The sequence below is a fragment of the Mycobacteriales bacterium genome (assembly GCA_030697205.1).
Classification (GTDB): Bacteria; Actinomycetota; Actinomycetes; order Mycobacteriales; family SCTD01; genus JAUYQP01.
In genome coordinates, this window is record JAUYQP010000010.1 from 25300 (window position 1) to 50744 (window position 25445).

Annotated in this window: 25 protein-coding genes and 3 pseudogenes; 12 read left to right on the plus strand and 16 right to left on the minus strand. The window is 71.3% G+C overall.

The annotated features are described in order from the left end of the window. Window positions 1-3 precede the first annotated feature (3 nt). Window positions 4-786 carry a lysophospholipid acyltransferase family protein gene (locus tag Q8R60_02130; protein ID MDP3711270.1) on the plus strand — a complete coding sequence of 261 codons (783 nt, stop codon included), beginning with the start codon at window positions 4-6 and terminating at the stop codon, window positions 784-786. A gap of 10 nt (window positions 787-796) precedes the next feature. Further along, on the plus strand, window positions 797-1519 hold the full coding sequence (locus Q8R60_02135) for a DUF4191 domain-containing protein (protein MDP3711271.1): 723 nt from the start codon (window positions 797-799) through the stop codon (window positions 1517-1519). Window positions 1520-1631: 112 nt separating this feature from the next. Here the strand turns inward: Q8R60_02135 and Q8R60_02140 are convergent, their stop codons facing one another. Next, window positions 1632-2093 carry an RDD family protein gene (locus Q8R60_02140; GenBank protein ID MDP3711272.1) on the minus strand — a complete coding sequence of 154 codons (462 nt, stop codon included), beginning with the start codon at window positions 2091-2093 and terminating at the stop codon, window positions 1632-1634. A gap of 179 nt (window positions 2094-2272) precedes the next feature. Between Q8R60_02140 and glnA the strand changes: the two genes are divergently transcribed. Further along, a complete protein-coding gene (gene glnA, locus Q8R60_02145; GenBank protein MDP3711273.1) occupies window positions 2273-3697 on the plus strand; it encodes a type I glutamate--ammonia ligase in 1425 nt (474 codons plus the stop codon). 131 nt (window positions 3698-3828) lie between these two features. Here glnA and Q8R60_02150 read toward each other — a convergent pair whose 3' ends face one another. Next, window positions 3829-4947 (minus strand): tyrosine-type recombinase/integrase, encoded by a 1119-nt coding sequence (locus Q8R60_02150; GenBank protein ID MDP3711274.1) that lies wholly within the window; start codon window positions 4945-4947, stop codon window positions 3829-3831. 3 nt (window positions 4948-4950) lie between these two features. Then, window positions 4951-7629, minus strand: coding sequence for a MobF family relaxase (mobF, locus tag Q8R60_02155; GenBank protein ID MDP3711275.1), 2679 nt, complete (start codon window positions 7627-7629; stop codon window positions 4951-4953). 387 nt (window positions 7630-8016) lie between these two features. On the opposite strand from mobF, the gene Q8R60_02160 reads away from it, so the two are divergent. After that, on the plus strand, window positions 8017-8208 hold the full coding sequence (locus Q8R60_02160) for a hypothetical protein (GenBank protein MDP3711276.1): 192 nt from the start codon (window positions 8017-8019) through the stop codon (window positions 8206-8208). A gap of 100 nt (window positions 8209-8308) precedes the next feature. Here the strand turns inward: Q8R60_02160 and Q8R60_02165 are convergent, their stop codons facing one another. From Q8R60_02165 to Q8R60_02195, 7 genes are all read right to left on the minus strand, one after another. Then, entirely contained in the window at window positions 8309-8635 is a 327-nt protein-coding gene (locus Q8R60_02165) for a hypothetical protein (GenBank protein MDP3711277.1), read from the minus strand. Between the two features lie 182 nt (window positions 8636-8817). Then, complete coding sequence (locus Q8R60_02170) at window positions 8818-9102, minus strand: DUF1778 domain-containing protein (protein MDP3711278.1); 285 nt, start codon at window positions 9100-9102, stop codon at window positions 8818-8820. Between the two features lie 107 nt (window positions 9103-9209). After that, window positions 9210-9545: a hypothetical protein gene (locus Q8R60_02175; protein MDP3711279.1), complete on the minus strand. Its 336-nt coding sequence runs from the start codon at window positions 9543-9545 to the stop codon at window positions 9210-9212. Window positions 9546-9657: 112 nt separating this feature from the next. Next, on the minus strand, window positions 9658-10068 hold the full coding sequence (locus Q8R60_02180) for a hypothetical protein (protein ID MDP3711280.1): 411 nt from the start codon (window positions 10066-10068) through the stop codon (window positions 9658-9660). 90 nt (window positions 10069-10158) lie between these two features. Further along, window positions 10159-11067, minus strand: a complete 909-nt coding sequence (locus tag Q8R60_02185; protein MDP3711281.1) for a tyrosine-type recombinase/integrase — start codon at window positions 11065-11067, stop codon at window positions 10159-10161. A gap of 138 nt (window positions 11068-11205) precedes the next feature. Beyond that, window positions 11206-12000, minus strand: coding sequence for a class I SAM-dependent methyltransferase (locus tag Q8R60_02190; GenBank protein ID MDP3711282.1), 795 nt, complete (start codon window positions 11998-12000; stop codon window positions 11206-11208). 121 nt (window positions 12001-12121) lie between these two features. Further along, window positions 12122-12424: a hypothetical protein gene (locus tag Q8R60_02195; GenBank protein MDP3711283.1), complete on the minus strand. Its 303-nt coding sequence runs from the start codon at window positions 12422-12424 to the stop codon at window positions 12122-12124. Window positions 12425-13138: 714 nt separating this feature from the next. Here Q8R60_02195 and Q8R60_02200 point away from each other — a divergent pair. After that, the gene (locus Q8R60_02200; protein MDP3711284.1) at window positions 13139-13264 is read left to right on the plus strand and encodes a hypothetical protein; all 126 of its coding nucleotides are present in this window, start codon (window positions 13139-13141) and stop codon (window positions 13262-13264) included. Window positions 13265-13318: 54 nt separating this feature from the next. Beyond that, complete coding sequence (locus Q8R60_02205) at window positions 13319-13759, plus strand: NUDIX domain-containing protein (GenBank protein ID MDP3711285.1); 441 nt, start codon at window positions 13319-13321, stop codon at window positions 13757-13759. Between the two features lie 363 nt (window positions 13760-14122). On the opposite strand, the gene Q8R60_02210 is transcribed toward Q8R60_02205, so the two are convergent. Further along, window positions 14123-14410, minus strand: a complete 288-nt coding sequence (locus Q8R60_02210; protein ID MDP3711286.1) for a type II toxin-antitoxin system RelE/ParE family toxin — start codon at window positions 14408-14410, stop codon at window positions 14123-14125. Beyond that, window positions 14403-14681: a type II toxin-antitoxin system Phd/YefM family antitoxin gene (locus Q8R60_02215; GenBank protein MDP3711287.1), complete on the minus strand. Its 279-nt coding sequence runs from the start codon at window positions 14679-14681 to the stop codon at window positions 14403-14405. Before Q8R60_02215 ends, Q8R60_02210 begins: the two co-directional genes overlap by 8 nt. 110 nt (window positions 14682-14791) lie before the next feature. Between Q8R60_02215 and Q8R60_02220 the strand changes: the two genes are divergently transcribed. Continuing rightward, window positions 14792-15376, plus strand: a complete 585-nt coding sequence (locus tag Q8R60_02220) for a pyridoxamine 5'-phosphate oxidase family protein (protein ID MDP3711288.1) — start codon at window positions 14792-14794, stop codon at window positions 15374-15376. Between the two features lie 34 nt (window positions 15377-15410). Here the strand turns inward: Q8R60_02220 and Q8R60_02225 are convergent. The 4 genes and pseudogenes from Q8R60_02225 to Q8R60_02240 all read right to left on the minus strand — a co-directional run bounded on the left by Q8R60_02225 (window position 15411) and on the right by Q8R60_02240 (window position 19528). Next, window positions 15411-15602 (minus strand): annotated as a pseudogene (locus Q8R60_02225) (cold shock domain-containing protein). 123 nt (window positions 15603-15725) lie between these two features. Beyond that, window positions 15726-16157: pseudogene (locus tag Q8R60_02230) on the minus strand (cold shock domain-containing protein). 39 nt (window positions 16158-16196) lie between these two features. Next, window positions 16197-16391: pseudogene (locus Q8R60_02235) on the minus strand (cold-shock protein). A gap of 92 nt (window positions 16392-16483) precedes the next feature. After that, on the minus strand, window positions 16484-19528 hold the full coding sequence (locus Q8R60_02240) for a SpoIIE family protein phosphatase (GenBank protein MDP3711289.1): 3045 nt from the start codon (window positions 19526-19528) through the stop codon (window positions 16484-16486). 142 nt (window positions 19529-19670) lie between these two features. On the opposite strand from Q8R60_02240, the gene Q8R60_02245 reads away from it, so the two are divergent. The 5 genes from Q8R60_02245 to Q8R60_02265 all read left to right on the plus strand — a co-directional run bounded on the left by Q8R60_02245 (window position 19671) and on the right by Q8R60_02265 (window position 25445). Beyond that, complete coding sequence (locus tag Q8R60_02245; protein MDP3711290.1) at window positions 19671-20711, plus strand: alcohol dehydrogenase catalytic domain-containing protein; 1041 nt, start codon at window positions 19671-19673, stop codon at window positions 20709-20711. Between the two features lies 1 nt (window position 20712). Continuing rightward, entirely contained in the window at window positions 20713-21288 is a 576-nt protein-coding gene (locus Q8R60_02250) for a pyridoxamine 5'-phosphate oxidase family protein (GenBank protein MDP3711291.1), read from the plus strand. 48 nt (window positions 21289-21336) lie between these two features. Next, a complete protein-coding gene (locus Q8R60_02255; protein ID MDP3711292.1) occupies window positions 21337-21648 on the plus strand; it encodes a hypothetical protein in 312 nt (103 codons plus the stop codon). 114 nt (window positions 21649-21762) lie between these two features. Further along, window positions 21763-24444: a GNAT family N-acetyltransferase gene (locus Q8R60_02260; GenBank protein MDP3711293.1), complete on the plus strand. Its 2682-nt coding sequence runs from the start codon at window positions 21763-21765 to the stop codon at window positions 24442-24444. Window positions 24445-24467: 23 nt separating this feature from the next. Continuing rightward, window positions 24468-25445, plus strand: coding sequence for a hypothetical protein (locus tag Q8R60_02265; GenBank protein MDP3711294.1), 978 nt, complete (start codon window positions 24468-24470; stop codon window positions 25443-25445).

Below are 25445 nucleotides of genomic sequence, written 5' to 3' on the forward strand. Positions count from 1 at the left end.
CCCATGGCCGAGCTCGTCTACCCGCCCGTCGTCCGCCTGACGAAGACGGTCTTCCGCGCCCTCGGGCTGCGCTTCGTCATCACCGGCGAGCAGCACGTGCCCCGCACGGGCGGGGCGGTGATGGCGATCAACCACGTCGGCTACCTCGACTTCACCTTCGCGGGCCTCACGGCGCAGCCGGCCCGCAGGCTGGTGCGCTTCATGGCCAAGAAGGAGGTCTTCGACCACAAGGTCAGCGGCCCCCTCATGCGCGGCATGAAGCACATCCCCGTCGACCGGGCGGGTGCGGCGAGCGACAGCTACCAGGCCGCGGTGAAGGCGCTGTCGGCCGGTGAGATCGTGGGTGTCTTCCCGGAGGCGACGATCTCGCAGTCGTTCGAGCTGAAGGCCTTCAAGACGGGCGCCGCACGGATGGCGCAGGAGGCCGGCGTGCCGCTGCTGCCGGTCGTCGTCTGGGGCAGCCAGCGCGTGATGACCAAGGGCCGCAAGAAGGACCTCACCCGCGGCACCCCGATCCGCATGGTCGTGGGCGAGCCCTTCACCCCGGACCCCGCCGCCGACCCGCTGGCCGTGACCGCCGAGCTCAAGGCCCGCATGCAGGTCCTGCTCGAGGAGGCCCGCGGCAGCTACCCCGGCGGGCCGCGCACCCCCGACGACACCTGGTGGGTCCCACGGGCGCTCGGCGGCACTGCCCCGACGCTCGAGGAGGCCGAGGCGGCCGACGCGCAGGAGCGCGCCGACCGGGCCGCGCGCCGGGCGGCCCGCGACGCGGGCACCGCTGACTAGGCTCGTCACCATGGCGGACCGGAAGAGCAAGGACAGCAAGCCGAAGAAGGCCAAGCGCGCGAAGGCGCCGCGCGGCGAGCGGGTCAAGCAGCTCCGGCAGGCCTTCACCATCACCCGCCAGACCGACCCGAAACTGCCGTGGGTCCTGCTGGCGGCGTTCCTGCTCACCCTCGCGCTGTTCGTCTCGATCGGGCTCGTCGTCGGCCAGCCGGTGCTGCTGGGCATCCTCGGAGTCCTGATGGGCGCGCTCGTCACGACGCTCGTCTTCGGCCGCCGGGTGCAGCGCACGATGTACAACCAGGCCGAGGGCCAGCTCGGTGCGGGCGCGTTCGTCCTGCAGCGCATGCGCGGCGACTGGCGCGTGACCCCCGCGGTCGGCTTCAACCGCGAGCAGGACCTCGTCCACCGCGTCATCGGCCGCCCCGGCGTCATCCTCGTCGCCGAGGGCTCCCCCGCCCGGACCCGCCAGCTCATCGCGACCGAGAAGAAGCGGGTCGCGCGGGTCATCGGCGAGACCCCCGTCTACGACGTCGTCATCGGCAACGACGAGGGTCAGATCCCCCTCAAGGCCCTCGAGCGGCACCTCATCAAGCTGCCACGCAACATCAAGCCCAAGACCGTCAACGAGCTCGACCGACGCCTCAAGGCCCTGGCCAACGTGCAGGGCGCCATGCCCATCCCCAAGGGCCCGATGCCCACCAGCGGCCGGGTGCCGCGCGGCAAGACGAGGTAGTCGGAGACCAGCAACGCTGCGGCGGTCGGGCCGGCCGGGTCACAGCCCCTTCTCGTCGTACGACGAGTTGCGTCCGTGGAGCGTCACCGTGCTCGTCTGCCGGAGCGCGCTCTCAGGCGCGGACGACGACGCTGCCGACGGCCTTGTCGTGCAGCCCGCGACCGTCCGGGTCGCTGACGAGGGCAGGCAGCAGCAGGCCGAGCAGTGCGAAGCGCAGCAGTGCGCGCGGCAGCGACAGCGGGCCCTGCGAGGTGCTGACCAGGCGCAGGCGCAGCAGTCGCATGCCCGGGGTCTGTCCGACGAGCGGGACGAGCAGGACGTAGACCGCCCCGAGAACGGCGACGCCCAGCAGGCCCCTGGCCGCGGACTCAGGGTCACGGATGAACAGGCCAGCGATGAAGCCGGACGCCAGCGCGTCGATCGCGAAGGCGGCTGAACGACGGCCGAAGCTCGCGACCGAACCGGGGCCGTCGGCCGGGAGCCCGAAGCGGTGGCCGCGGTGCCCGCCGGCCGGCCGGATCTCGACTCCGGCCGCGCCGAGGCCTGACAACCAGGTCCCTGTCGGTCTCGCCACACGGCCAGGCTAGCCTCGGACCCGCTGTACCGCATGCCAGCCGCCTGCCGACGTCGCCAGGCCCGCTGCTCCGCACGACCACAGTCCGCGTAACGGCACCGAAACACACGGGACACCGGGGGGTCACAGCCCCTGGCTAGCGTGCGGTGTCGACACCCCACGAGCCGGAGGACGTACACGTGTTCAAGGACGCCAGCGAGGTCCTGAGCTACATCAAGAAGGAAGCCGTCGAGATGGTCGACGTGCGGTTCTGCGACCTGCCGGGCGTGATGCAGCACTTCACGGTGCCCGCCGGCTCGTTCACCGAGGACGTCTTCACCGACGGTCTCGGCTTCGACGGCTCGTCGATCCGCGGCTTCCAGGAGATCCACGAGTCGGACATGCTCCTGCTCCCGGACCCGACCACCGCGCGCCTCGACCCGTTCCGGGTTCGCAAGACCCTCATCGTCAACTTCTTCATCCACGACCCGCTGACCGGTGAGGCCTACTCCCGCGACCCGCGCAACGTGGCGAAGAAGGCCGAGGCCTACCTCAAGGGCTCCGGCATCGCCGACACCGCCTTCTTCGGCGCCGAGGCGGAGTTCTACATCTTCGACTCGGTGCAGTACGAGGACAAGCCCGAGACGGCGTCCTACAAGATCGACGCCAAGGCCGCGGCCTGGAACACCGGCAAGGACGAGGTCGGGGGCAACCTCGGCTACAAGCCGCGCACCAAGGGCGGCTACTTCCCGGTCTCCCCGACCGACCACTACGCCGACCTGCGCGACGAGATGGCCGTCAACCTCGAGGCTGCCGGCATGATCGTCGAGCGCGGCCACCACGAGGTCGGCTCCGCCGGCCAGGCCGAGATCAACTACAAGTTCGGCCAGCTGCTCGAGAGCGCCGACAACCTGATGCTGTTCAAGTACATCATCAAGAACACCGCCCACGCCGCGGGCAAGACGGTCACCTTCATGCCCAAGCCGGTCCAGGGCGACAACGGCTCCGGCATGCACTGCCACATGTCCCTGTGGCAGGACGGGTCCCCGCTGTTCTACGACGAGGTCGGCTACGCGGGCCTGTCCGACACCGCGCGCTACTACATCGGTGGCCTGCTCAAGCACGCCCCGTCGCTGCTGGCCTTCACCAACCCGACGGTCAACAGCTACCACCGCCTCGTCCCCGGCTTCGAGGCCCCGGTCAACCTGGTCTACAGCCAGCGCAACCGCTCGGCGTGCATCCGCATCCCGATCACGGGCTCGAACCCGAAGGCCAAGCGCCTCGAGTTCCGCTGCCCCGACCCGTCGAGCAACCCCTACCTCGCGTTCTCGGCGATGCTCATGGCCGGCCTCGACGGCATCAAGAACAAGATCGAGCCGCCGGTCCCGGTCGACAAGGACCTCTACGAGCTGCCCCCGGACGAGCTCGCCAACGTCGCCCAGGTCCCCGGCTCCCTCTCCGAGGTCCTCGACGCCCTCGAGGCCGACCACGACTACCTGCTCGAGGGTGGCGTCTTCACCCCCGACCTCATCGAGACGTGGATCGAGTACAAGCGCACCGTCGAGATCGACGCCCTGCGCCTGCGCCCGCACCCCTACGAGTTCGCGCTCTACTACGACATCTAGTCAGACAGGCCTCTGACCTGCAGCTTTGCCGTTCGGAGGCCCTGGGTGTGCACATTCTGTGCACACCTCGGAAAGCACGAAGCCGCCGGACTTTCTGGAGTCCGGCGGCTTCGTCGTCGTCCGGGGGTCCGTCAGCCCAGGACGCGGTCGATAGCCCGCTTGGTGCGCTCCTCGCTGGCGGGCATCAGGTGGGTGTAGACGCGCAGGGTGAAGCCGGGGTCGGCGTGGCCGAGGTAGCTCGCGACGGCTCGCACGCTCTCGCCCTCGTCAAGCAGCACGCTGGCGTAGAAGTGGCGCAGCGCATGCATGCCGTTCTCCCGGCTGGTGGGCAGCCCCGCCGCCAGAAGCGCCGGCTTCCAGATCCGGCGGTTGACGTAGTTGCGGTTGAGCGGCTTGGACTCCCGGGACGTGAGCAGCAGGGCCACATGACGCTCCGGTCCGTCGACGAGCTGCCAGGGCAGGCCGGCCGTCCGTGCGGGGTAGTCCTGAAGGTAGGCCGACACTTCGAGGGCGACGGTCTCCGGCAGCGGCACCTCCCGGGTCTTGCGGCCCTTCGGCGGCGCGTACACCTGGTGCGGTCCGAGGATCTTGACCTGCCGGCGGACGTGCAGGACGCCTTCCTTGAGGTCCACGTCCTCCTCGGCCAGCCCGAACAGCTCGCCCTGGCGCAGGCCGCAGCCGGCAGCGAGGGTGACGATGAGGCGGTACCTCGCAGGTAGGGCGGCCTTGACGGCGCGCACCTGCTCGACGGACCACGGTCGCACCCGGCCGTCATCGAGGGCCGGCAGCCGCACAGACGCTGCGCTGCAGGGGTTCTTCGCGAGCCGGTCGTCGTCGATGGCCGCGTTGAACAGCGCAGAGAGGTTCGCGTGCACGACGCGGACGTAGCGCGGCGCGAGCCGTTGTTGGAGCAGCCGCAGCCAGGCCTGCACGTCGGACGGCTTGATTGCGTTGATCGCACGGTCCCCCAGGTGCGGTGACACGTGCAGGCGCAGGCGCAGCTCGGTGGCGATGCGGGTGGATTCGTCGAAGGTCTGGGCAGCGAGCCACTGCTCTGCGAAGTCCCGCAGCTTGATGCGCCCTGCGGTCGGGTCGACGTAGGCGCCGCGGAGCTTGTCGGCTTCGAGGGTGGTCGCGAACCGATCAGCGTCACCCTTGCGGCGGAAGGTCTTCGCGCGCTGGATCCCGGCGGGGTCGCGGAAGCGGACCTGGTAGCCGCCTCCCTCAGCGCGACGGTTGACGCTGGCCATGGGTCACCTCCCCCGCCTGCCTATGGCAGCGGCACGGTCTTCGGGGAGCTCACGATGAGGTTGTGAATAGCGACGGAGGCGTTGCGTCTCACGTCGCAGCAGTTCGCTGGCCAGCCGTTGCCGGGCATCCCGAGTCAGCGGGGAGGGCCGGACCACGCGGCTGGGCGGTCGGTGTTGGGCGGCGTGACCGCAGTCGGTGGTGAGGTCGTGCACGTCGCGGGTGGTGAGGAACAGGTGGTTGGCGTGCGTGCCACGGCTCAGGCCGACGTAACCGGCTTGGCTCGACAGGCTGTCGCCGCCGACGACCAGGGCTGTGTGGACGGTGCGGCCTTGGGCCTTGTGCAAGGTCATCGCATAGCCGTGGTCGAGGCACCCTTCCTGCAGCCAGGCTCGCTCGACGCGGACGTCTCGGCCGCTGGTGGTGCGCAGGATCAGACCGTCAGGCTGAAGGGCGAAGACGATGGCCGTTGTGCCGTTGAGCAGTCCGAGGGCGTGGTCGTTGCGGGTCACCAGGACCTGATCGCCCTGGCGAAACCCGATCTGCCCTTCGTCGGTGTCGATCCTGAGCTCTCGCCTGCCGAGCTGCCCAGCGGCCTGAAGGCGGTCACGGACCTGCTCGTTCAGGACCTGGACGTCGTCGCGGGTGCTGGCGAGCAGCACGGTCTGCCAGGGATCGGCGTGCTGGGCGCGGCTGGTGAGGTAGGCCGTGACAGCAGCGGCGCGGATCTGGTCGGCCTCGTGGCTGGTGTGCAGTCGCTCGTGCTGCCGGTAGATCTCCAGGGCGGTGATGGTGTCACCGTCGCGCAGCCGCTCGAGGGCGTCGCGTTCCCAGGGGTGCTGCTGCCGGTGATGGCCGTCGAGGACGAGGGCAGTGGGTTCACGGGTGAGGCGCGCGAACATACCGCCGGCTTGGAGCTCGGGCAGCTGCTGCGGGTCCCCGACGAGCACGACCTTGCAATCCCGCTCCGCGGCGAGGGTGAGCAGCGTGTGGAGTTGGCGGGTGCCGATCATCCCGGCCTCGTCGACGAGCAGCACTCCCCCGGTCGGGACGTGCCTGTCCGGCTGAGTGAGGGTGCGGGTGAGGGACACGGCGGGGACGCCGCTGGCCTGCTCCAGCCCCTGCGCGGTGAGCGCGGCCACGGCGGTGCCTGTCACGGTGATGCCGGCCGCGTGCCAGGCGTCCGCGGCGACGGCGAGGCCGGCGGTCTTGCCGCACCCGGCCGGGCCGGTGACGACCTCGACGGCCCGGCCGCTGGTGAGCAGCGCGAACGTCATCTGCTGCTGCTCGCCACGCAGTCCCTTGGCCCGGGCGACGATGGCTGCGACCTGTCGCGGATCGAGTCGTCCCAGGGCCGGCCCCGTGCGGGTGGCCAGGGTGAGTGCGGCGGCTTCGGTCTCGAGCAGGTCCTGGGTGGTGTAGGCGCGGCCGTCGGCCGTGATGACCGGCACGACCTGGTCGGTGCGGACAGCCGCGGACGTCGCAGCGAGCAGCTCGCTCGTGCTCGTGGCGACGCCTGGTGGGAGCTGGCTGATCAGCTCGCGCAGCAGCGCACCCTGTCCGAACGTCGCTGCTTCGCGCGTGACGCCCTCCGGCGAGAGGACCCGCCCCAGGGCGTCATCCATCTGCCCCGGCGGCGGAGGCGGGGACGGGTGGTCGAGCAACGTCGTGAGGTCCTTTGCGCTGAACCCGGCAGCGGCGGCGCGCTCCTGCCACTGGAGGCGCAACTGCGCCACCGGCTGACGGCGTTTGGCGGTTCGGGTGAGCAGGCATGCGGCCTGCGCGGCCAGGTGCCGCGCCCGCCCCCTTTGGGTCGCCGGCTCGGGCGTCTGCTCGAGGGCGTGCTCGATCTGGCGGCGGCGAGTGCTGAACTCACGCCGCACCCCGAGCGGTATCCCGGCGACTTCGGCGACGCCCCGGTCGATGCCGGTCCAGGACACGCCGAGCCGCTCGGTGAGCTCGGCCCGGAGGCGGTGTTGGTAGAGGTAGCTGGCGGTGGTGGCTTCGCGATGCAGGGTGCGGGAGTCCAGCGCCGACCAGCGCCCGTCGGTGCCGCGGGCGAGGTTGGCGATCACCACGTGGGTGTGCAGCTGTGGGTCCAGCGCGCGGCTGGTCGTGTGGGTGAACGCGGCCGCGACGAATCCGTCGGTGCCGATCCGCGGCGCGAGTTGCCCGTCGCCCTGGTGCCCGCGGGCCGCGCGTGCGGACAGGTTCTCCAGTAGCGCGAGAGCCTCCGCAGCGGCGTGCCGGTGCGCCGCGAGGACCTGCTCGACGACTGCAGGGTCGGCCAGAGCCATCAGCGTGCTGACGCTCTTCGGGGCCGAGAACGTCACGTCGAATCCGGCGCGACGTACGTCGACGCGGGCTCCGCTGTCGTCGCGGCGCCAGACCGGGCGGGCCAGCTGCTGGTCCCGATGGTGGCCCTCGAGCAGGTCTTGCAGCACCCGCGCGTCCTCAGCCGTGAGGCGACCGCTCAGGCCGAGAGCCTGGGCGCCGCGGCCGGTCCACTCCCCCGGCAGGTCCCGGCCGTTCACGTAGTACCCGACCGTCCCGGCTTGCCGGTCCCGCGCGAGGGCCCGCTCGTCCGGAACCGCGATCTCCTGGAGCAGCTCGCGTTCACACCCGTCGGCGCGCGTGTAGTAGCGCGCCGACGCGCCGCCAGCCAGCGTGGCGATGCTGATCACGGCCCGACCCGACAGCGCCGAAGCACCGCAGGGCTTTGGCGCGGCGTGGAGGTAGCGGTCACGCCGCGGACGCTGCGTTGTGACCGCCCCAAAAACGTGACCAAACGCTCCACGCCACCCCCGGATCCCGTGCGGGGGTGGCGCACCTGGAGCGTTGCCGCGCTGGCCCGCGCAGGGTCAGCGGCGACGCAGAGCACGACAGCTGACCAAGTAGGCACGCGCGGACAGTGCGGTCGTACAACCCCAGGATCACCACCGAGAACCCCAAGACGGGTCGTGGGGTTCTCGGCCGCCGCTGGCCGTGCAAGCCAGACCCGGCCAGACCTCGCGGTCCACAACTTGCCCGCCCGTGGGGTTGGCCGTCCCCTGACGCGCAACCTTGGGTCTATGACACGCCGCGATGACGATCCTGACGGGTGGGCATACGACGCCCCCCGGCTCGAGCCCACCGGTGAGCTGCTCACCCTCGCCCTGCTCGAGGACGTGTCAGCCCTGCTCAGCCTGCACGGCTACCCGCCGCTGCGTGGCTACGCCTTGGCCCAGCTCACTCTCTGCCTACAGCGCATCCACCCGCACTGACAGCAGCCGCCGGCGCCGGGCGCCATCCCGCGACGGCGCCGCGTATCGCAGATACCGGGGTGTGCGGCTCTTGGTCTTGGCTTGATCTTGGTCATGAAGGTCAGTGGCGAAGTGTGTGTCGGAGGTCCTTGGCGAGGAGGACGAGGTGCAGCGGGTCGGAAGGGCTGGAAAGGAAGTCGGGGATCAGGTGCAGGTAGTAGTCCCGGGCGGTCTCTGACTCGGCGTGGACGAGTAACGCTCGTGTCCCGATCTCGTCGGCGACAGCGACGAACCGCAGCAGGACGTCGGCGAGTAGGCCAGCCCCCAGTCCGCGGCGCTCGTGTCGGCTGTCGACCCCCAAGCGGGCGAGAAGCGCCACCGGCTGGGGATACCTGCCGGCGCCCCGGCGGACCCGCTCGGGAGCGGCCTCGAGAGACAGCTGCGCCATGCACCAGGCGTAGTACGCGACGACCTGGTCAGACCCCACCTCGGTGACGACGAAGACCCTGGTACCTCCGGAGGCAGCGGACTGTCGAGCATGCCGGCGCAGCCAGCTGGTCTGCTCCTCCGAACTGCAGCTGAAATCTTCGAGCTCGTGCTGCGGCTGAAGCGGGACCGGAGAGCGGTAGCTCACTCGAGGAACGGCGACGGACGCTCAAGCAACGCGCGGACGCTCCGCAGCTCGCGCGCTGGCCTTGTGTTGAGTGCTTCCCAAGCCGCGCGCTGATCGCTATCCAGCACGAACACGTCGCGGTCAGCCAGCACCCGGCGGGCCTCCTCGACCGCTGTCCCCACCACGAACTCCGTCAGATCCCCGCCACGCGTCTGCACGGCTCGCTCGATCAGCTCACGCTCATCGGGAGTCGTGCGTACCTCGAGGCGCCGGCTTCGGCGGCGTGCGTCCGTGGTGGTCATGGTGTGCCCTTCGTGTACGGACACTGTACGGCAAGCCAACTGCGCTGGCTAGGTCTAGCTGCCTGCGCCGAACGCCTGCCGGCACATCCTGCGGAATCGGGCCACGCTCACTGCCGGGGCCGCGGAGCCGCGTCCGTCCACCAGTCCGGCGCCGGTTCGCCCGTGTCGCGCAGGAAAGCCAGCGTGTTCGCGGCCTGCTCCCATTGTCCGCCGCTCGAGCCACAGAAGGACCAGAGTCCGGCGGCAGCGCGCTTGTAGCGGTGTATGAGGTCGTCCAGTTCGAACTCGTCGATCTCGCCAGCATCGAGTCGCACGAACCCCTCGCGCACGTGATCAAGCAGCCTGCCCAGTTGCTGCTGGTGGTAGGCAGCGACGACCGCGCGAGCGGCCTGCCGCGCGGACTTGTCTGCGCGCGGACTGTGACTCGTCCTCGGCTCACCCACGATCCGACCGTACGCTGCGGCGCCGAGTTGCGGCAGTGGTCAAGAACGGCTCCCCTTACCGGGTGCCGAGGGAGGGACAAAGAACGGCACTTCCCGGTGGTCCCTCCGGCCCCTATGTGCGGTTCAGCACGGGGCGTTCTCCGTGCAACCTACGGTCTAGCCACAATGGCCAGCGCGGCCAACGAACATGCCACCGTTGGTCAGCGAGTGCCTGTGCCGCAGCCAGCGGAGAGTCTGCCAAGCGTTCGTCCAGGCCCATTCGCGGCAGTCCCTGCACCAAACGACGCCGCAGCTCATCCGCGCGGTCGACATCCGTCAGCCGCAAAAGCACGTCGTCGTCCCACTTGCCAGCGACCGTCGCCTCAACGTGACGACCGTCCGCAGCGATGAAGACGTACTCGCCGTTCTTCACATCGATGCCCTCGACGCCCTGCCAAGCCGCCCACAGCGACTCGTATGCGTCGACGCCGCTGCCGTCCTCATAGAAGAGGAAGACTGCGAGAGGCGACCTATCCGGCTCCACAGCGCGAGGGTAAGGGTGCGTGCACCCGGTTGGATGCATGCCCACTGGTTGCGGTTGGCCACCCGCGGAAATGCCGGCTCCCGGTGATCGTCAGTCGGCGCTCATCCCGGCGAGGTAGGCGGCGACGGCGTGCGCGGCGTGCCGGTCGAGGTTGGCGCGCGCCATGTCGTAGCGCAGGGTGGTGCGGCTGTCGGCGTGTCGCATGGCGTACTGCATGTCCCGTAGCGGGACCCCGCTGACGAGGCCCGCCGTGCAGAACGTGCGTCGCAGGGTGTGTGGGCTCAGGTGCTGGGTCAGCCCGGCGTCTCGGGCCAGGCGGGTGAGCTGCCCGGCGGCGGACTGCCTGGTGAGGCGGTCGCCGTGCTGGTTGAGCAGCAGCGGACCGGAGGACCGGCCGGCGGTCGCCTCCCGCACAGCACGCAGCACGGGGACTGGCAGCGGGATGAGGGCAGGCTTGGCGCCCTTGCCCATGATCGTGAGCAGCTCGTAGCCGGACTGGCTCCGCAGATCGGTCACGTTGATCGCGATCGCCTCGCCAACCCGCAGTCCGATCATCCCGAGGAGCGCCACCAGCGCGTGGGGGCCTGGCCCGGCCCGCCGGGCTTGGGTGAGCAGTGCGGCGTACTCCAGCGGGTGCAGGACGGTGCGGCGCTGCCCCTCCCATGGCACCTTGGGCCTCGTGACGGCCAAGGCGGGGTCCTTCTCGCAGTGGCCGTCGATGACGGCGTACCGGTAGAAGCCCGCCACGGTGGTGAAGCGGCGGCCGATGGTGGCCGGCGCGAGTCCCTGCTGCTCCATCCAGCGCAGGTACAACTCCAGATGCGGCCGTTGAGCCTGCAGCGGCTCCACGCCACGTTCAGCGCACCAGCGAAGGAAGTAGCGCAGGTCCTGGCTGTAGGCCCGCAGCGTGTCGCCGCGGTAGCGGGCCAGGTAGCTCATCGCCGCGTAGTGCGTCGGGTCGGGCTGCTCCCAGAGCGTGCTGAGGGTGGACTGCGTCATCGGAGACCTCCTTGTAGGGGTCCTCGACGCTCCTCGGCGCGGCAAGCCGCATCACCGGGAGCCGGCATTACATGACTCGTCAACCGACGAGAGGGCGCCACAGGCTGTCAGGCTTGGGCGATGCCCCAGGGAGGTGGCTTAGGCGACAGCTGTCACCAGTACAGCGCGCAGCTTCCCCGCTTTGGCTGCGGCGACGTAGTTGCCGATCCCCTCCACGTAGATGGGCCCGTACACGTCGGCCGGGCCAACGGGAACGGAAGGTCGAGGTCCGAGGACAGAGTCAGTGCGGTCATCGACGTCCTCGATGGTGAAGCCCGCGTTTTCCAGCAATGCTGTGTAGCCCTCGACCGTCTCTAGGAACGACGAGCGCGCGTCCTCCGCCCATGGCAGTGGAAACGCAAGCTTGTCGGTCCCGGATGCCATCTGCTCGTACAAGGCGAAGCGAGAGCCCGGCACGAGCACCCTGTGCACCTCGCCGAAGACCGCCGCCTTGTCCGGCATGTTCATGCCGGCATGGACGATCATCGCAGCATCGAAGGTCGCGTCCTCGAACGGCAGCGACTCCGCTGATGCGGCAACGAACCGGGGGTTCCCGTCTAACCCGACGCGTGCAGTCAGCTCCGTTGCCGCCTCGACGAACTCCGGGGTGAGGTCGACCCCTGTGACGATGGCGCCGGACAGGGCCGCCATCCGCGACGGACCACCAACGCCGCTACCAACGTCCAACAATCGCTGTTCCGGTCCGGCGCCGAGCCGCTCAAGCACATGCTGCGTCGCTGGGGCACCCCCCGCGTGCAGATGATCGACCAACGCGAGATCACCGTGCGCGAGCACATCAACGTCGATACCGGCCGACGCAAGGGCAGCGACGATGGTGGCACTCAGGCTCGCGTCCGCGCCGTAGTAGCCGCGAACAAGCTCACTCACATCCATTGGGCACCCACCTCCACGCCAACACTATCCAGCCGACCGGGTGAACAGAAGTGCCGTTTCCCGTCCCGCCGCTGCGGCTCATGCGCCGGCAGGATCCGTCGTGCGGCCACGCTTTACGGCGTCAGAGGTCGCCCGTGAACGCCGCGACCACGATCCACGCAAGGATTGCTAGGAAGACCAGCCCGCCCAGTACGAGGCCGATCAGCGCCTTGCCATGCGGACGAGGTGACCCCGACCGCCAGGCCGTGACTGCTGCGGCGCCTCCTGTGACGCCTGCGAGCGGCCACAACCAGCCGTAGCTGCTGTCGTCTTCACCCGCCACCGCCATAGCTACGGCGAAAAGCACTGCGGCCAAGACCCCAAGGCCGAGCGCGACGTTCTCGCGCGACCCTGCTTGCTCCTGCGGAGCGGGATGACTGGTCATGTTTTTGCCCCTCTAGTCTCAGTCCGGACTGCTGAGCGCGGGTCAAGGCCACCAGAGCGTGCACTGGCCGAACTTGCAGCGCAAGCCCAGGCGCGACCACCTCTCCGCCGGCGTGTCGAACTCACGTCGTGCGCATCGGAAGTCATCCCCCGCGCGAGGCGAGGCGAAGCGACAGGCCCCGCGGAAGTCGCCGATGCGTCGAGCTCCAGTGGCTGACGCGCTCGATACATACGTGGCCGTTCGGCACCAAGGGTAGGTGCCGTTCTCCTCGTGGCCCCGCCCTGGTCCTTGAGCCGGGCCGAGACCTAGTTCATGCTCGCCTGGGAGGTGCGGCATGGCAGAGCGCCGGGTGACGAAGGTGGACCACGGTGTTGCCGGTCCCGTGAACGAGCTGCCTTGGCTCCGGAGAAAACTCGCTGTGAGAGTCACTCGGCGGATGCTGCGCAAGATGCCGGTAGAGGGCCTGCTGGACATTGACCGGGATGGACACCCCATCTGGGCTCCGGGCTACCCGAAGGCATCCGACCAGAGGTAGGTGCCGTTCTTGCACGAGGCACCCGGCCCGGTCGGTGCCGATAGCCTCCGCCTGTGTCCCACTCGTTCCACGTTGACCGACAGCTGCCTGACGGTGACTGGGTTGACTTCTGGAGCGAGGAGACACGGCGAACGCTGGCATTTCGCGGCGCGTGCTCGTGCGGATGGACTGGCCAGGACGTGTCTGGCGACCTGGCCGCAGGGCGTCCCGACGAGCAGAGCATGGAGCAGGCGTACGCCTACTGGGACCGCTTCCACTGCCCCGACTGGGAGCGGCGTCATCGAGGCGACCCCGACCAGGATTAGGTGCCGCCCCCGGAGGTCCCTGCGCCAGCTCAGACTCGCCTCTAGGTTGCGTTGGTGACCGAGCCCTCAGCGAGCGTCAGAGCGGTCTCCGGCGTCTTGGCGCTCGACGCGGACGAGCGCATCCTTCTCGTTCGTCGCGCGGACGACGGCACCTGGGGTCTCCCCGGTGGCGGCGTTGAGGTGGGCGAGACCTGGCTCGAGGCTGCCGTGCGGGAGTGCCGGGAAGAGACGGGTTGGGATGTAGCGGTTACCGACATGTTCGGTGCCTACAGCGACCCGGTGAGCCAGACGTTCACGTACGCAGACGGCCGTCGAGTGCAGTTCTTCGGCGTGGTGTTCCTGGCCACGGTGTTGCAGCAGACAGGTTCGCCTGACACTGAGGTGCTGGAGGTGGGCTTCTTTCCCACCGACTCACTTCCGGCACCGCTGTTCGTGCCGGACCGTCCGGTCCTCCTCGACTTTGCTTCCCGGCGGCACTTGCCTGTCATCGCATAGGTGGCGGCTGCCCCTGCACTGCCAGGGCCGCCAGCGCGAGCCCAGCTCTCCTCCCGTGTGCACATTCTGTGCACAGGACGCTGAGAACGCTCTGGAGGTGCTGAGAGGTGCTGAGGTGTGTTCCCGCAGGTCAGGATGTACGCAGGCTCTTGACGATCTTGTCGTTGAGCGCGAGGGGATGTTCTACGACATCTAGACCCGCACGCCCGCACACGAGGCCGCCGGACCCCGCCTGGGGCCGGCGGCCTCGCCGCGTTGCGGGCCGCTACACGGCACATCGATCACCCCTCGGCCACGGTCGGGTGACGCCGTCGTGCCGACCCCCATGCGACGTTCGGACACCACGCAGTCGCGAGCGGGCCCTCAGGTCCGGTAGACGTCGCGACGATGGTCGATGTCGAGCACGCGAACGGTGCGGCGCTCGTCGTCGATCTCGTAGCGCACGCGGTACTCGCCGCGTCGCGCGCGCCACTGCCCCTCGAACGGCGCCAGCAGCGGAGCACCCACTCGACGCGGCTCGCGGACCAGCGGCCCCGAGACGAACTCCCAGGCCGCGAACGCTGCGGCCTCAGGGAGGGCGTCGGTCAGCGCGCGCCGTGCACCCGGAGCAAGCAGAAGGTCGTACGGCGGTGGCTCGGCGGGATCAGCCACGACGCCTGCGCGCCATAAGGTCGGCCATCTCCTCACCCGTCACGCCCTTGCTGTCAGCGAGGTCGACCTGCGCCTGACGCACCCGGTCCATGGCGTCGGGGTCACTGAGCAGCTCCAGCGTCGCCTCCATGGACTCCAGGTCCTCGGCCGAGACCAGCACGACGTACGACCGGCCGTTCTTGGTGATCTGCACCCGCTGGTGCGTGCGATCCACCTCGTCGGCGATCTCCGACAGGCGGGCCTTGGCGTCCGAGAGCGGCACCGTGTCCATGGACCAGGATCCTAGTCTGCTCGATCGATCAACGCCACCTCGTACCCCGTACTGGTGAGGGCACAGCTTCGGGGATGGACGGACGGGCCGGACCGGAGTGCACTAGGCCCATGGGGATGTACGGCGAGGGTGCGCGCGAGCTGCAGGACCGCTTCGACAGCAGGCGGTTGGCCGACCGCCTGGAGCAGGTGACGCTGCACGACCGGATCACGCCGGGCGACCGGCGCTTCATCGAGGCCGCCGCGCAGTTCCTGCTCGGCACGATCGACGCCGACGGCTGGCCGGACGTGTCCTACAAGGGCGGGCGGCCCGGCTTCGTGCGCGTCCTCGACGACAGGACACTGGCCTTCCCGTCGTACGACGGCAACGGCATGTTCCGCAGCCTCGGGGCCATCCTCGAGGAGCCCAGGGTGGCCCTGCTGTTCATCGACTACGCGCGCCCGGACCGGATGCGCGTGCAGGGCCGCGGCGAGCTCACCGACGACCCTGAGCTGCTCGCGTCGTTCGAGGGGGCGCAGCTGGTGGTGCGGGTGACCGTCGAGCGGATCTGGCCGAACTGCCCCCGCTACGTGCACCGCATGGAGCTCGCAGAGCTCTCGCCCTACGCGCCCGAGCCGGGGCACGTGCCGCCGGTGCCGGAGTGGAAGGAGATGGACGTCTTCCGCGACGTCCTGCCGGGCACTCCCCCGTCCTGAGCCCAGGAGTCAGGCGTACGACGACGAGCCCGTCTCAAACGCGCTCGACGCGGTCGGCCTGCGGTCCGCGGTCGCTCTGACGCACCGCGAAGCGGACCCGCTCGCCGGGCGCGAGCGGCTCGGCGCCCGACAGCACGGAGACGTGCACGAAGAGGTCCGCGCCCCCTGCGTCCGGCGTGATGAAGCCGAAGCCGCGCTCGGCGTCGTAGCGCGCGACGACACCCTCACCCGGCCGCGCGGGTGCACCGCCGGACTGGGTCGTGGCGGACCGGGTGCCGCCGGACCGGCTGCTGGCGGGAGGCGGCGGGGTGTCCTCGGGCGCGGCGCTCGTCACCAGCTGCAGGTCACGGGCCTGCCGTCCCCTGTCGCCCTGGACGACCTCGTAGCGCACCCGGTCGCCCTCGGTGAGCCAGGTCAGCCCCTCCGCGAGGGAGCGGACGTGGACGAAGACGTCGTCGCCGCCCGCGTCGTGGGCGATGAAGCCGAAGCCCTTGCCCTCGTCGTACCAGGAGACGGTGCCGTCGGCCCCGTCATCGGTGGCCGGTTGCGCAGCGGCAGGACCGGCTGCGGTAGCGCCGGCGTCGGGGCCGAGCGGGACGAGGTGCTCGGCCTGGACACCGCGCTCCCCCTCGACGACGAGGAAGGCCACCCGCTGCCCCGCGACCAGGACACCGCCGGTCACGATCGAGGAGCTGTGCACGAAAACCTCGGGCCCACCGCCGTCGGCGGTCGCGAAGCCGTAGCCCTTGCCCGGCTCGTACCAGGCGACGGTGCCGAGCACACCCAGCGCGGCGCCGGGCGCGACCTCGCCGGTGACCCGGACGCTGCGCGCCTGCGGCCCGCGGTCTCCCTCGCCGACCTCGAAGTCGACGACCTGCCCCTCGCGCAGGAACCGCGCGCCGTCCTCGGCGAGCACCTCGGAGGCGTGCACGAACAGGTCGCTGCTGCCGTCGTCGGGCGCGAGGAAGCCGAAGCCCCGCTCGGGGTCGAACCAGCGGACAGTTCCCTGCGGCACGAAGAGCTCCTGGTCGAGAAGGTGGTGGTCCCTCCATTCTCGCCGACGCCCGCGTGGCCGCGTCCGGGTGGGGCACGACAGGAGGCCGACCCTCAGACCTGCGGGGTGATCCACGCCGTGTAGACGGTCCGGCCGGAGGGCGTGCCTGTCTCCTCGATGAGGAAGCGACAGCTCACCTCGCTGCCGTCGGCGCGCAGCACCGGCAGCTCCAGGTCGACCCCTAGCGCGTGCGCCTCCCCGGTCGTCAGGTGCCGGGTGAAGCCGGCCACGTGCGCCTCGCGGAAGCGGTGCGGCACGAGCACGACCACCCGCCGTCCCACCAGCTCCTGCTCGGAGTAGCCGAGCGCGGCGCACAGGGGCGGGCTGACCGCGACGATGCGGTTGGCGTCGTCCGCGGCGACCGCTCCGCGGTCCGACGACGCCACCACAGCCGGGTCCCAGTCGAGAGAGCGGAGCGAGTCGGCGTGGACGAGGTCGGTGAAGCGCTCCGCGTCCGTGCCCGGCCAGGGCGACGGAGGGGTGCCACCCAGCTGCGCGATGACCTGCTCGCACGCCCAGTCCCGGACCGCGATCACCTCCGGCAACCCTGGCCGCACCAAGAGCTCGTCACGCGCCGCGAGGGCCTCGGCCTCGTCGAGCACGTCCTGGAGCCCGGCGTAGGCGACGGCTCCGGGGGCGCCGGGGAGCAGGGCGTCCACTGAGGGCGGTGCCACGGTCAGCGGTGAGGGGTGGCCCTCTGGGAGCGAGGAGGTGAGCGCACCCTGCGCCGCAGCCCGCTCGACGGCCCGCTCGACCGCGTCCGACAGAGCCCGTCGGGCGGCATCGGCGAGGACGAGGTCGTCGCTGGGGATGCCCCGGGAGGCTCGCAGGAGCGTGAGCTCGCGCACCAGCGCGTCGTGGTGCTGCCGCGCCGCGGCCCATAGCGTCGCGGGGACCCCGAGGAGCACCGCCGCCACGGGCTGCTCGGCACCGGGCACCTCCTCCGGGTCACCCCAGGCATCCAGCAGGTGCTCAGCGCCGTCCGGTCCCGTCGGCTCGATCCCGTCCCCCAGCGCGAACCACACGACCTTGCCCGCATCTCCGAGGGAGTGGACGCCGTGCTCGCTGGTGACTGCCGCGACCAGCGACATGCCGCGACCGGTCGTGGCCTGCTCGTCGTACCCGCGAGGCGAGGGCGGCGCGGGGTTGCGATCACGGACCTCGACGCGCAGCAGGTCGCCGTGCGCGGCGACCGTGACGGTGAGGTCAGTGTGGGCGTGCAGGACGGCGTTGGTCACGATCTCGCTGACCGCGAGCTCGGCCGCGTCGAGACGCGACTGCCAGCCGAGCTGCTCGAGGAAGCCCGCGACGAAGCGGCGTGCGGCCCGGGCGCTCGCCGGGTCGGCGGGCAGGGACAGCGAGCGCTCGACGCTGAGGTCCGCCGGCTCGGCGTCGCCGTCCTCCACCCCGCCGTGGAAGCGCACGGCGAGCAGCGCGACGTCGTCCTCGGCGTCGTCGTCGAGCAGCCCCGCGAGCAGGGCGTCGCAGAGCTCCTCGAGCGACAGCGCACCGAGCTCGCCCACCAGTGCACGCAGCCGCTCGATGCCGACGTCGAGGTCCTCGCCGCGCCGCTCGACGAGCCCGTCGGTGTAGAGCAGCAGGGTCGACCCCACGGCTACGTCGACGCTGCTGTCCGTGCGGGTGCTCTCCACCGACAGCCCGAGCAGCAGGTCCGGCTCGGACTCCAGCACCTCGACCGTGCCGTCCGGACGTCGCAGGACCGGTGGCAGGTGGCCGGCATTGCTCCACCGGACCCGCCGCACCCGTTGCTGGCGCTGCTCCTCGGTCTGCTCCACCCGGGCCAGAAGAGCGGTGGCGAGCACGTCCACCTCGAGCCCGCGCAGCGCCCGCTCGAGCGCAGCGAGGACGGCCGCCGGAGGCTTCTTGACCGCATACGCGGTGGCGCGCAGCAGGTTGCGCATCGTGGCCATGGCGGCCGCGGCGTGACGGTCGTGACCGACGCAGTCGCCGATGACGAGGGTGAGAGCACCGTCGGGTACGACGAAGCCGTCGTACCAGTCGCCACCGACCGCGGCCTGCTGCGAGGCAGGGGCGTAGCGCACGGCCACGCGCAGGTCGTCGGGCTGCGGTGGGGCGGTCAGCAGGCTGCGCTGCCACGTCTCGGAGAGACGGCGTGCCTCCGCGGCCTGCCGGCGCTCGGCCTGCAGGACCTGGACGCGGTCGAGGGCCTGCGCGGTCTGCGCGGCGAATGCGGCGAGCAGTTCGCGCTCGTCCGGGCCAAACTCGCGCGGTTGCGCCCAGGACACGACGAGGCTGCCCAGGAGCCGGTCGCCGGACCGCAGCGGCAGCACGGCCCAGGCGTCGCGCCCCGTCCCGTCGTACACGACCTGCATCTGCGGGGTGAACGCGAGTCCCGCAGCGCGGTCCGGGAGGAAGACGGGCTCGCCCGTGCGGGCTGTGTAGGAGCCGGGGAGCGAGCCATCAAGAGGCAGCTCACCGAACTCCAGCTGCACCTGCTCGCCGAGGCTCTCGGTCATCGCGAGCCGGATGACGCCGCGATCGTCGTCACGGACGCAGACCGCCCCGCCGTCAGCCCCCAGCACCGCCGCGCCGTGCTCGATGACGACCCGCGTGAGGTCCTCGTCGTCCTCCGCGCCGGCGAGGGCGAGCGCCACCCGCGCGAGCCCGCCGAGGCGCTCGGCCGAGGTGTGCAGGCTCGTCACGTCGAACACCACGCCCACGAGCCGCTCCAGCTCGCCCGCGACCCCCGCGACGCCCTGACCCCTCGACAGAAGATGGCGCACCGAGCCGTCCGGCTGCACGGCCCGAAAGGTCGTCTCCATGGCCTGCCCGGGCCCCGTGGCGGAGAGCACTGCCTGGACACGCGGGAGGTCCTCGGGGTGGCACCGGGACTCGAAGGACGCGATCGTGCCCTCGAAGTCGTCGAGCACGATCCCGAACATCGCCGCGCACGCCTCGTCCCAGACGAGCTCCGACGTCGTGACCGCGTAGTCCCAGTACCCCAGCTGCGCGGCGTCCTGCGCCAGCCGCAGACGAAGGGACGAGGTGAGCGGGTCGAAGGCCGCTGCGCGGGGGTGCGACGGGTGCGGTGTCATGCGCAGGGCGATCTCCTTCACAGTGCTGCGATACCTGCCCCGCAGCCGACGGATCACGCCTGTCGCCGCGGGCTGGTGTCCGACGACCCGTCACGTCGGGACCTTCGACCCTGACGGGCCGGATGGCGTGGCGCCAGAGTCGGCGAGGAGAGAGGAGCACGCCATGCACGCACTGACCTACCACGGTCCCGGACGACACTCCTGGGAGGAGGTGGCCGATCCGGTCGTCATCGACGACCGCGACGCCATCGTCCGCATCGACGCCGTCACCATCTGCGGCACCGACCTGCACATCCTCAAGGGGGATGTCCCCACCTGCGCTCCCGGCACGACCCTCGGCCACGAGGCCGTAGGCACCATCCTGTCCGTGGGACCGGGGGTGCGGCACCGGGCACCCGGCGACCGGGTCTTGATCTCGTGCATCACGTCCTGCGGCTCCTGCGAGTACTGCCGCGAAGGCAGCTACGGACAGTGCACCGGAGGCGGCGGCTGGATCCTCGGACACCGGATCGACGGGGTCCAGGCCGACCAGGCCCGGATCCCCTTCGCCGACAGCTCGACGCACCTGCTGCCCGCGGGTGTGTCCGACGAGGACGCCCTGATGCTCGCGGACATCCTCCCGACCTCCTACGAGGTCGGTGTGCTCCGTGGCCGCGTCAGCCCCGGTGACACCGTCGTCATCGTCGGAGCGGGCCCCATCGGCCTGGCCGCGATCCTCACCAGCGCACTGTTCAGCCCGTCGGCGGTCGTCGTCATCGACCCGTCCGCGACCCGTCGTGACGCGGCCAAGCGGCTCGGCGCGACGGTCTGCGTCTCGACCCCGGAGGAGGCGACAGAGGCACTGCTCGAGCTCAGCCCCCGCGGTGGCGCCGACGTGGCCATGGAGGCCGTCGGACTGCCGGAGACCTTCGAGGCCTGCACGCGACTGGTGCGTCCCGGCGGTTACGTCGCGAACATCGGCGTGCACGGCAAGCCCGCCGTTCTCCACCTCGAGGACCTCTGGATCCGCAACGTGACCATCACGACCGGTCTGGTCGACACGAGCACCACACCGCGACTGCTGCGGATGCTCGCCTCGGGACAGCTGCGCCCCAACGGCCTGCTGACCCACCGGTTCGGGATGGGCGAGATGATGGAGGCCTACGACGTCTTCGGTCGCGCGGACGCCAACGAGGCGCTCAAGGTCGCGCTGTTCAGGACCTGACGTGCGCGCTCCTGACCTCCCTGCCCTCGACCGCTCGCTGCGTCGAGCGTCCGTGCTGCGTGCGGCACGGGCGCTGCGCGGCGACGCCCTCGACAACGCCCGCCGCTCATTAGCCGTGATCGGCCGCTCCCGCTCCGACCGCGCGGAGCTGCAGGGCTCACTCGCCGCGCCCGCCGTGGCCGGTGATCTCGGCGCGCTCGGGCACGACGAGTGCCTCGCGCTGCTGGGCACCCGCAAGGTGGGGCGGATGGCCTACGTCGCACGCGCCGGCGTGCCGCAGATCGTGCCCCTCAACTACGAGCTGGCCGGCGACCACGTGCTCGTCCGCACCGGACCCGGACCGCTGCTGCAGGCTGCCCAACGCCACGACCACGTGGCCTTCGAGGTCGACGACCTCGAAGAGCTGCTGCACGGCGGGTGGAGCGTCGTCGTGCAGGGCACCCTGACCGAGCTCCACGCGATCCCTCGCGACGCCTGCGACCCGACGCCCTGGGCCGCCGGCCCCCGCCGCCACCTGCTGCAGCTCGAGACCCGCCGGGTCACGGGCCGCCGGCTGGTCGGCCTCGACCACCCGTGACCCGCAGCCCCACGACCCACGACCCACGACCCACGAGGAGCCACTCCCATGGCCACACTGCCGCACGACCTCACCGATCTCTCCCTTGCCCCACTCGTCCTCCAGCTCGACCGGCAGCTGGCGTCGTACACCGCCCTGAACGGCGAGGAGATCCACCTGCGGGTGTCGCTCGAGGTCGATGCCGACCCGCGCTTCGCACCGGCCCGCCGCGAGTGCGTGCTGGACGCCCTCACCCGGCACCTGGACGTGCACGGCTGGGAGCTGAGCTGGACCACGCGGGGCCTGCGGCTGCACCACGAGGCACGCACGGTGACCCTGGGGGTCCCGCCGTCCCTCGCTGCCTACCTCGAGCTGCGCTGAGCCGACCGCCGCTCGTCACGCTGACGGCACGCACCACGACCCCGAGGGACGCCCTATGACGCACGGCCCGCTCGTCGCACTGCACGGCAAGTCTGCCTGCTCGGAGCAGCAGTCATGAGCTCCACCGCCACCGCGCTCGACGACGGCATCACGCTGGACGTGCTGCTGCGCGACGGGTCGATCGCCCAGGTTCGGCTGCTCCGTCCCGAGGACCGCGACGCCCTGACCGCCCTCAACGAGCGGGTCTCCTTGCGGACCCGGCACCTGAGGTACTTCAGCGTCAGTGACGGCCCCGGCACGTGGTACGTCGACAAGCTCGTGCACGGAGCCGAGGCCCACGCGACCCTGGTCGCCGTGGTCGACCGCGAGATCGTCGCGACCGCCGGCTTCGCGCGGTCCGAGCGAGACCCCCGGCAGGCAGACCTCGCCCTGCTCGTCGACGACGACCACCAGCTGCACGGCCTCGGCGCGCTGCTGCTGGAGCACCTGGCGACCCTCGCCCGGCACCACGGCGTGGAGGCCTTCACCGCCGACGTGCTGCAGGAGAACACCCGGATGCTGCGGCTGCTGCACGGGAGTGGCTTCGCGACCACCGGGACAGGGGCACACGGGACCCTCGAGCTGACGGTTGACCTGCACGAGATGCCGGGGCTCTGGGACGCCGTCCTGCGCCGCGACCGGCAGGCCGAGCAGGCCTCGCTCGAGCCCGTGCTCCGGCCGTCGAGCGTCGTCGTCGTGGGGAGCACCCGCTCCGGCAGCGTCGCGGACCAGGTCTACAACAGCCTGGTGCGCACCGGCTTCACCGGTCGACTGACCTTCGTGGACGGGCGCACCCGGCTGTCCGACCTGCCCGTGACGCCCGACCTCGTCGTCGTCGCGGTCCCGGCGCCTGGGGTCCTCGCCACTGCGCAGGACGCTGCGAGCAGGGGGGCGCGCGGCCTGCTGGTCCTCAGCGCGGGGTTCGCCGAGAGCGGGGCGGAGGGGGCGGAGCGCCAAGCCGCGCTGCTCCGCCTGTGCCGCGACACGGGCATGCGCCTCGTCGGCCCCAACTGCCTGGGGATCCTCAACACCGACCCGGCCATCTCGCTCAACGCCACCTTCTGCGACGCGCAGCCGCGCAGCGGGTCGGTGGCCCTGGTGTCCCAGTCGGGCGCCGTCGGCATCGCCGCCCTCCGCCACGCGGAGCGCCGGGGCGCCGGGCTGTCGCTGTTCGTCTCCACCGGCAACAAGGCCGACGTCTCGGGCAACGACCTGCTGGCCTACCTGCAGGACGACCCGCGGACCAGCGTCATCGCGCTCTACCTCGAGTCCTTCGGCAACGCGCGCACGTTCGCCCGGCTGGCCAGGGACGTCGGGCGGACCAAGCCCATCGTCGTGGTCAAGGCCGGGCGATCTGCCTCGGGCGCGCAGGCAGGCCAGTCGCACACCGCTGCCGCGGCGACGCCCGAGATCGCCATCGAGGCCCTGCTGCGCGAGGCCGGGGTCATCAGGGCCGACGACCTCGACGAGCTCTTCGACGTGCTCTCTGTCCTGGAGTCGGGCCGGCTGCCTCGGGCCAAGCGGGTCGCGGTCATCGGCAACTCCGGCGGACCGGGGGTGCTCGCCGCGGATGCGTGTGCGGGAGCGGGGCTGCAGATGGCGGAGCTCTCCCCCGCGACGACCCAGCAGCTGCTCGGCCTGCTGCCGACGGGCGCGTCGGCGCGCAACCCCGTCGACCTGCTCGCCACGATCTCCCCGGCGGACTTCGAGACCGCGGTGCGCCTCGTCGCGGCCGACCCCGGCGTGGACGCCGTCGTGACGATCTACACGCCGCTGCTGCGCGATGCGGAGACCGCCTACGCCGAGGCGATCGCCCGGCTGCAGCGGGAACGCGAGGACGTGCCCGTCGTCGCGACCTTCCCGGGGCTCCACACCCCGCCTGCGGCGCTCGGTCGCGAGGGGCGCAACGCGGTGCCCTTCTTCGAGTTCCCCGAGCGGGCGGTGCGAGCTCTGGGCCGGGCCGCGGACTACGTCGAGCAGCGCGACCGCGGTGATGAGCCGGCCACGCCCACCGCCCCCGAGGGTGCGGCGCTGGGTGCGCGGCTGGTCCTGACCTCGCGGGCGGAACCGCAGGGATGGCTGACGCCGAGCGAGGCCACCTCGGTCCTCGAGGCCTACGGCATCCGGTGTGCCCGCGTCGTCGAGGTGCACGACCCCGAGGCGGCCGTCGCGGCTGCGGACCTCCTCCACTACCCGGTCGCGCTCAAGGCGGCCGGCACCACCGTGGTGCACAAGGCAGACGTCGGTGGACTGGCTCTCGACCTCACGACCGCCGACCAGGTCCGCACGGCCTACCTCGACCTGCAGCGCCGCGTCGGTCCCGCGATGACGGGCGCGATCGTGCAGCGGATGCACCCGACCAGCGGTGGCCTCGAGCTCATCGCGGGCCTCACCGTCGACCCGACCGTCGGGCCGCTGCTGCTGGTCGGCGCCGGTGGCACCCTCACCGACGTGCTTGGCGATCAGGTCGTGCGCGTCCCCCCGACGAACCGGCGCGACGCCCTGGAGATGCTGTCGGAGCTGCGCTGCTCGCGGTTGTTCGAGGGCTACCGCAACCTGCCCGCGCTGGACCTCGAAGCGACGGTCGACGTGCTCCTGGCCCTCGCCTGCCTGGCCCGCGACCTGCCGGAGGTGCAGGAGCTCGACATCAACCCACTGCTCGTCACGCCCCACGGCGCGACCGGCATCGACGTCCGCGTGCGGATCGGCACTCCCCAGCACCACCGCGAGCTACCGGCTCGCAGCCTCAGCAGCTGACCGACCGACAGGAAGAGGCAGCCATGGAGCTCACCCGCGAGCAGCTGGTGCCGCTCGTCGCCCTGGCGGGGCGTGCCCCGTCGCTGCACAACAGCCAGCCCTGGCGCTTCGCGCTCGACCGGGGGGCGATCGAGCTGCGCGTCGACCCGGAGCGGGGCCTCTCCGTCTCCGACCCGCGGGCCCGCGAGCTGGTCATCAGCTGCGGCGCGGCGCTGCTCACCCTCCGTCTCGGCCTGCGCGGCCTCGGCCTCGACGTGCACGTCGACCTCGTCCCCGCCTCCGGCGACCCACTGCTGCTGGCCCGCGTCCGTGCCTCCCACGGCGATCCGCCGACACCGGCCGAGGCGCGCATGCTCGCGGCGGTGCCGCACCGTCACACCGAGCGCCACGGCTTCACCCGCAGGCCGCTGCCGGCGACCCTGCTGCAGGCCCTGGCGCGCGACGTCCGCACGGAGGGGTCGCGACTCGTCATCGTCGACGACGAGCGGATCCGCACCCGGATCACCCACCTCGCGCTGCGGGCCGAGGACCGCCGCGAGGCCGACCCCACCTGGCAGGCCGAGCGGGCCCGCTGGGTCACCCAGGAGGCCGGCCGACGCGACGGCATCCCCGTGCGCGCCCTCGCCGACGGGCCCTTCGACGCGTCCTTCCCGCTGCCTGTGCCGCGCTTCGCCCCACGGCCCGCCTCCGGGGGCGACCACCAGCGGATCGGTGCGCCCGGACGGCTCGCCGTCATCACCACCGGCGGCGACACGGTGCCCGACTGGATCTCCGCGGGTCAGGGCCTGCAGCGCCTACTGCTGCGCGCCGCGGACACCTGGGTCTTCGCGGCCTTCAACACCGCGGCGCTCGAGGATGGCGGCGACCGGGAGCGGCTGCGCGAGGTCCTCGGCATCACCGACCACCCCCAGATGCTGTTCGAGCTGGGCTGCGCGCCGTCCACGCACAGCACCCCGCGGCTGAGCCCCGCGAGCCTGATCGACACCGCGATCCGCCTCTAG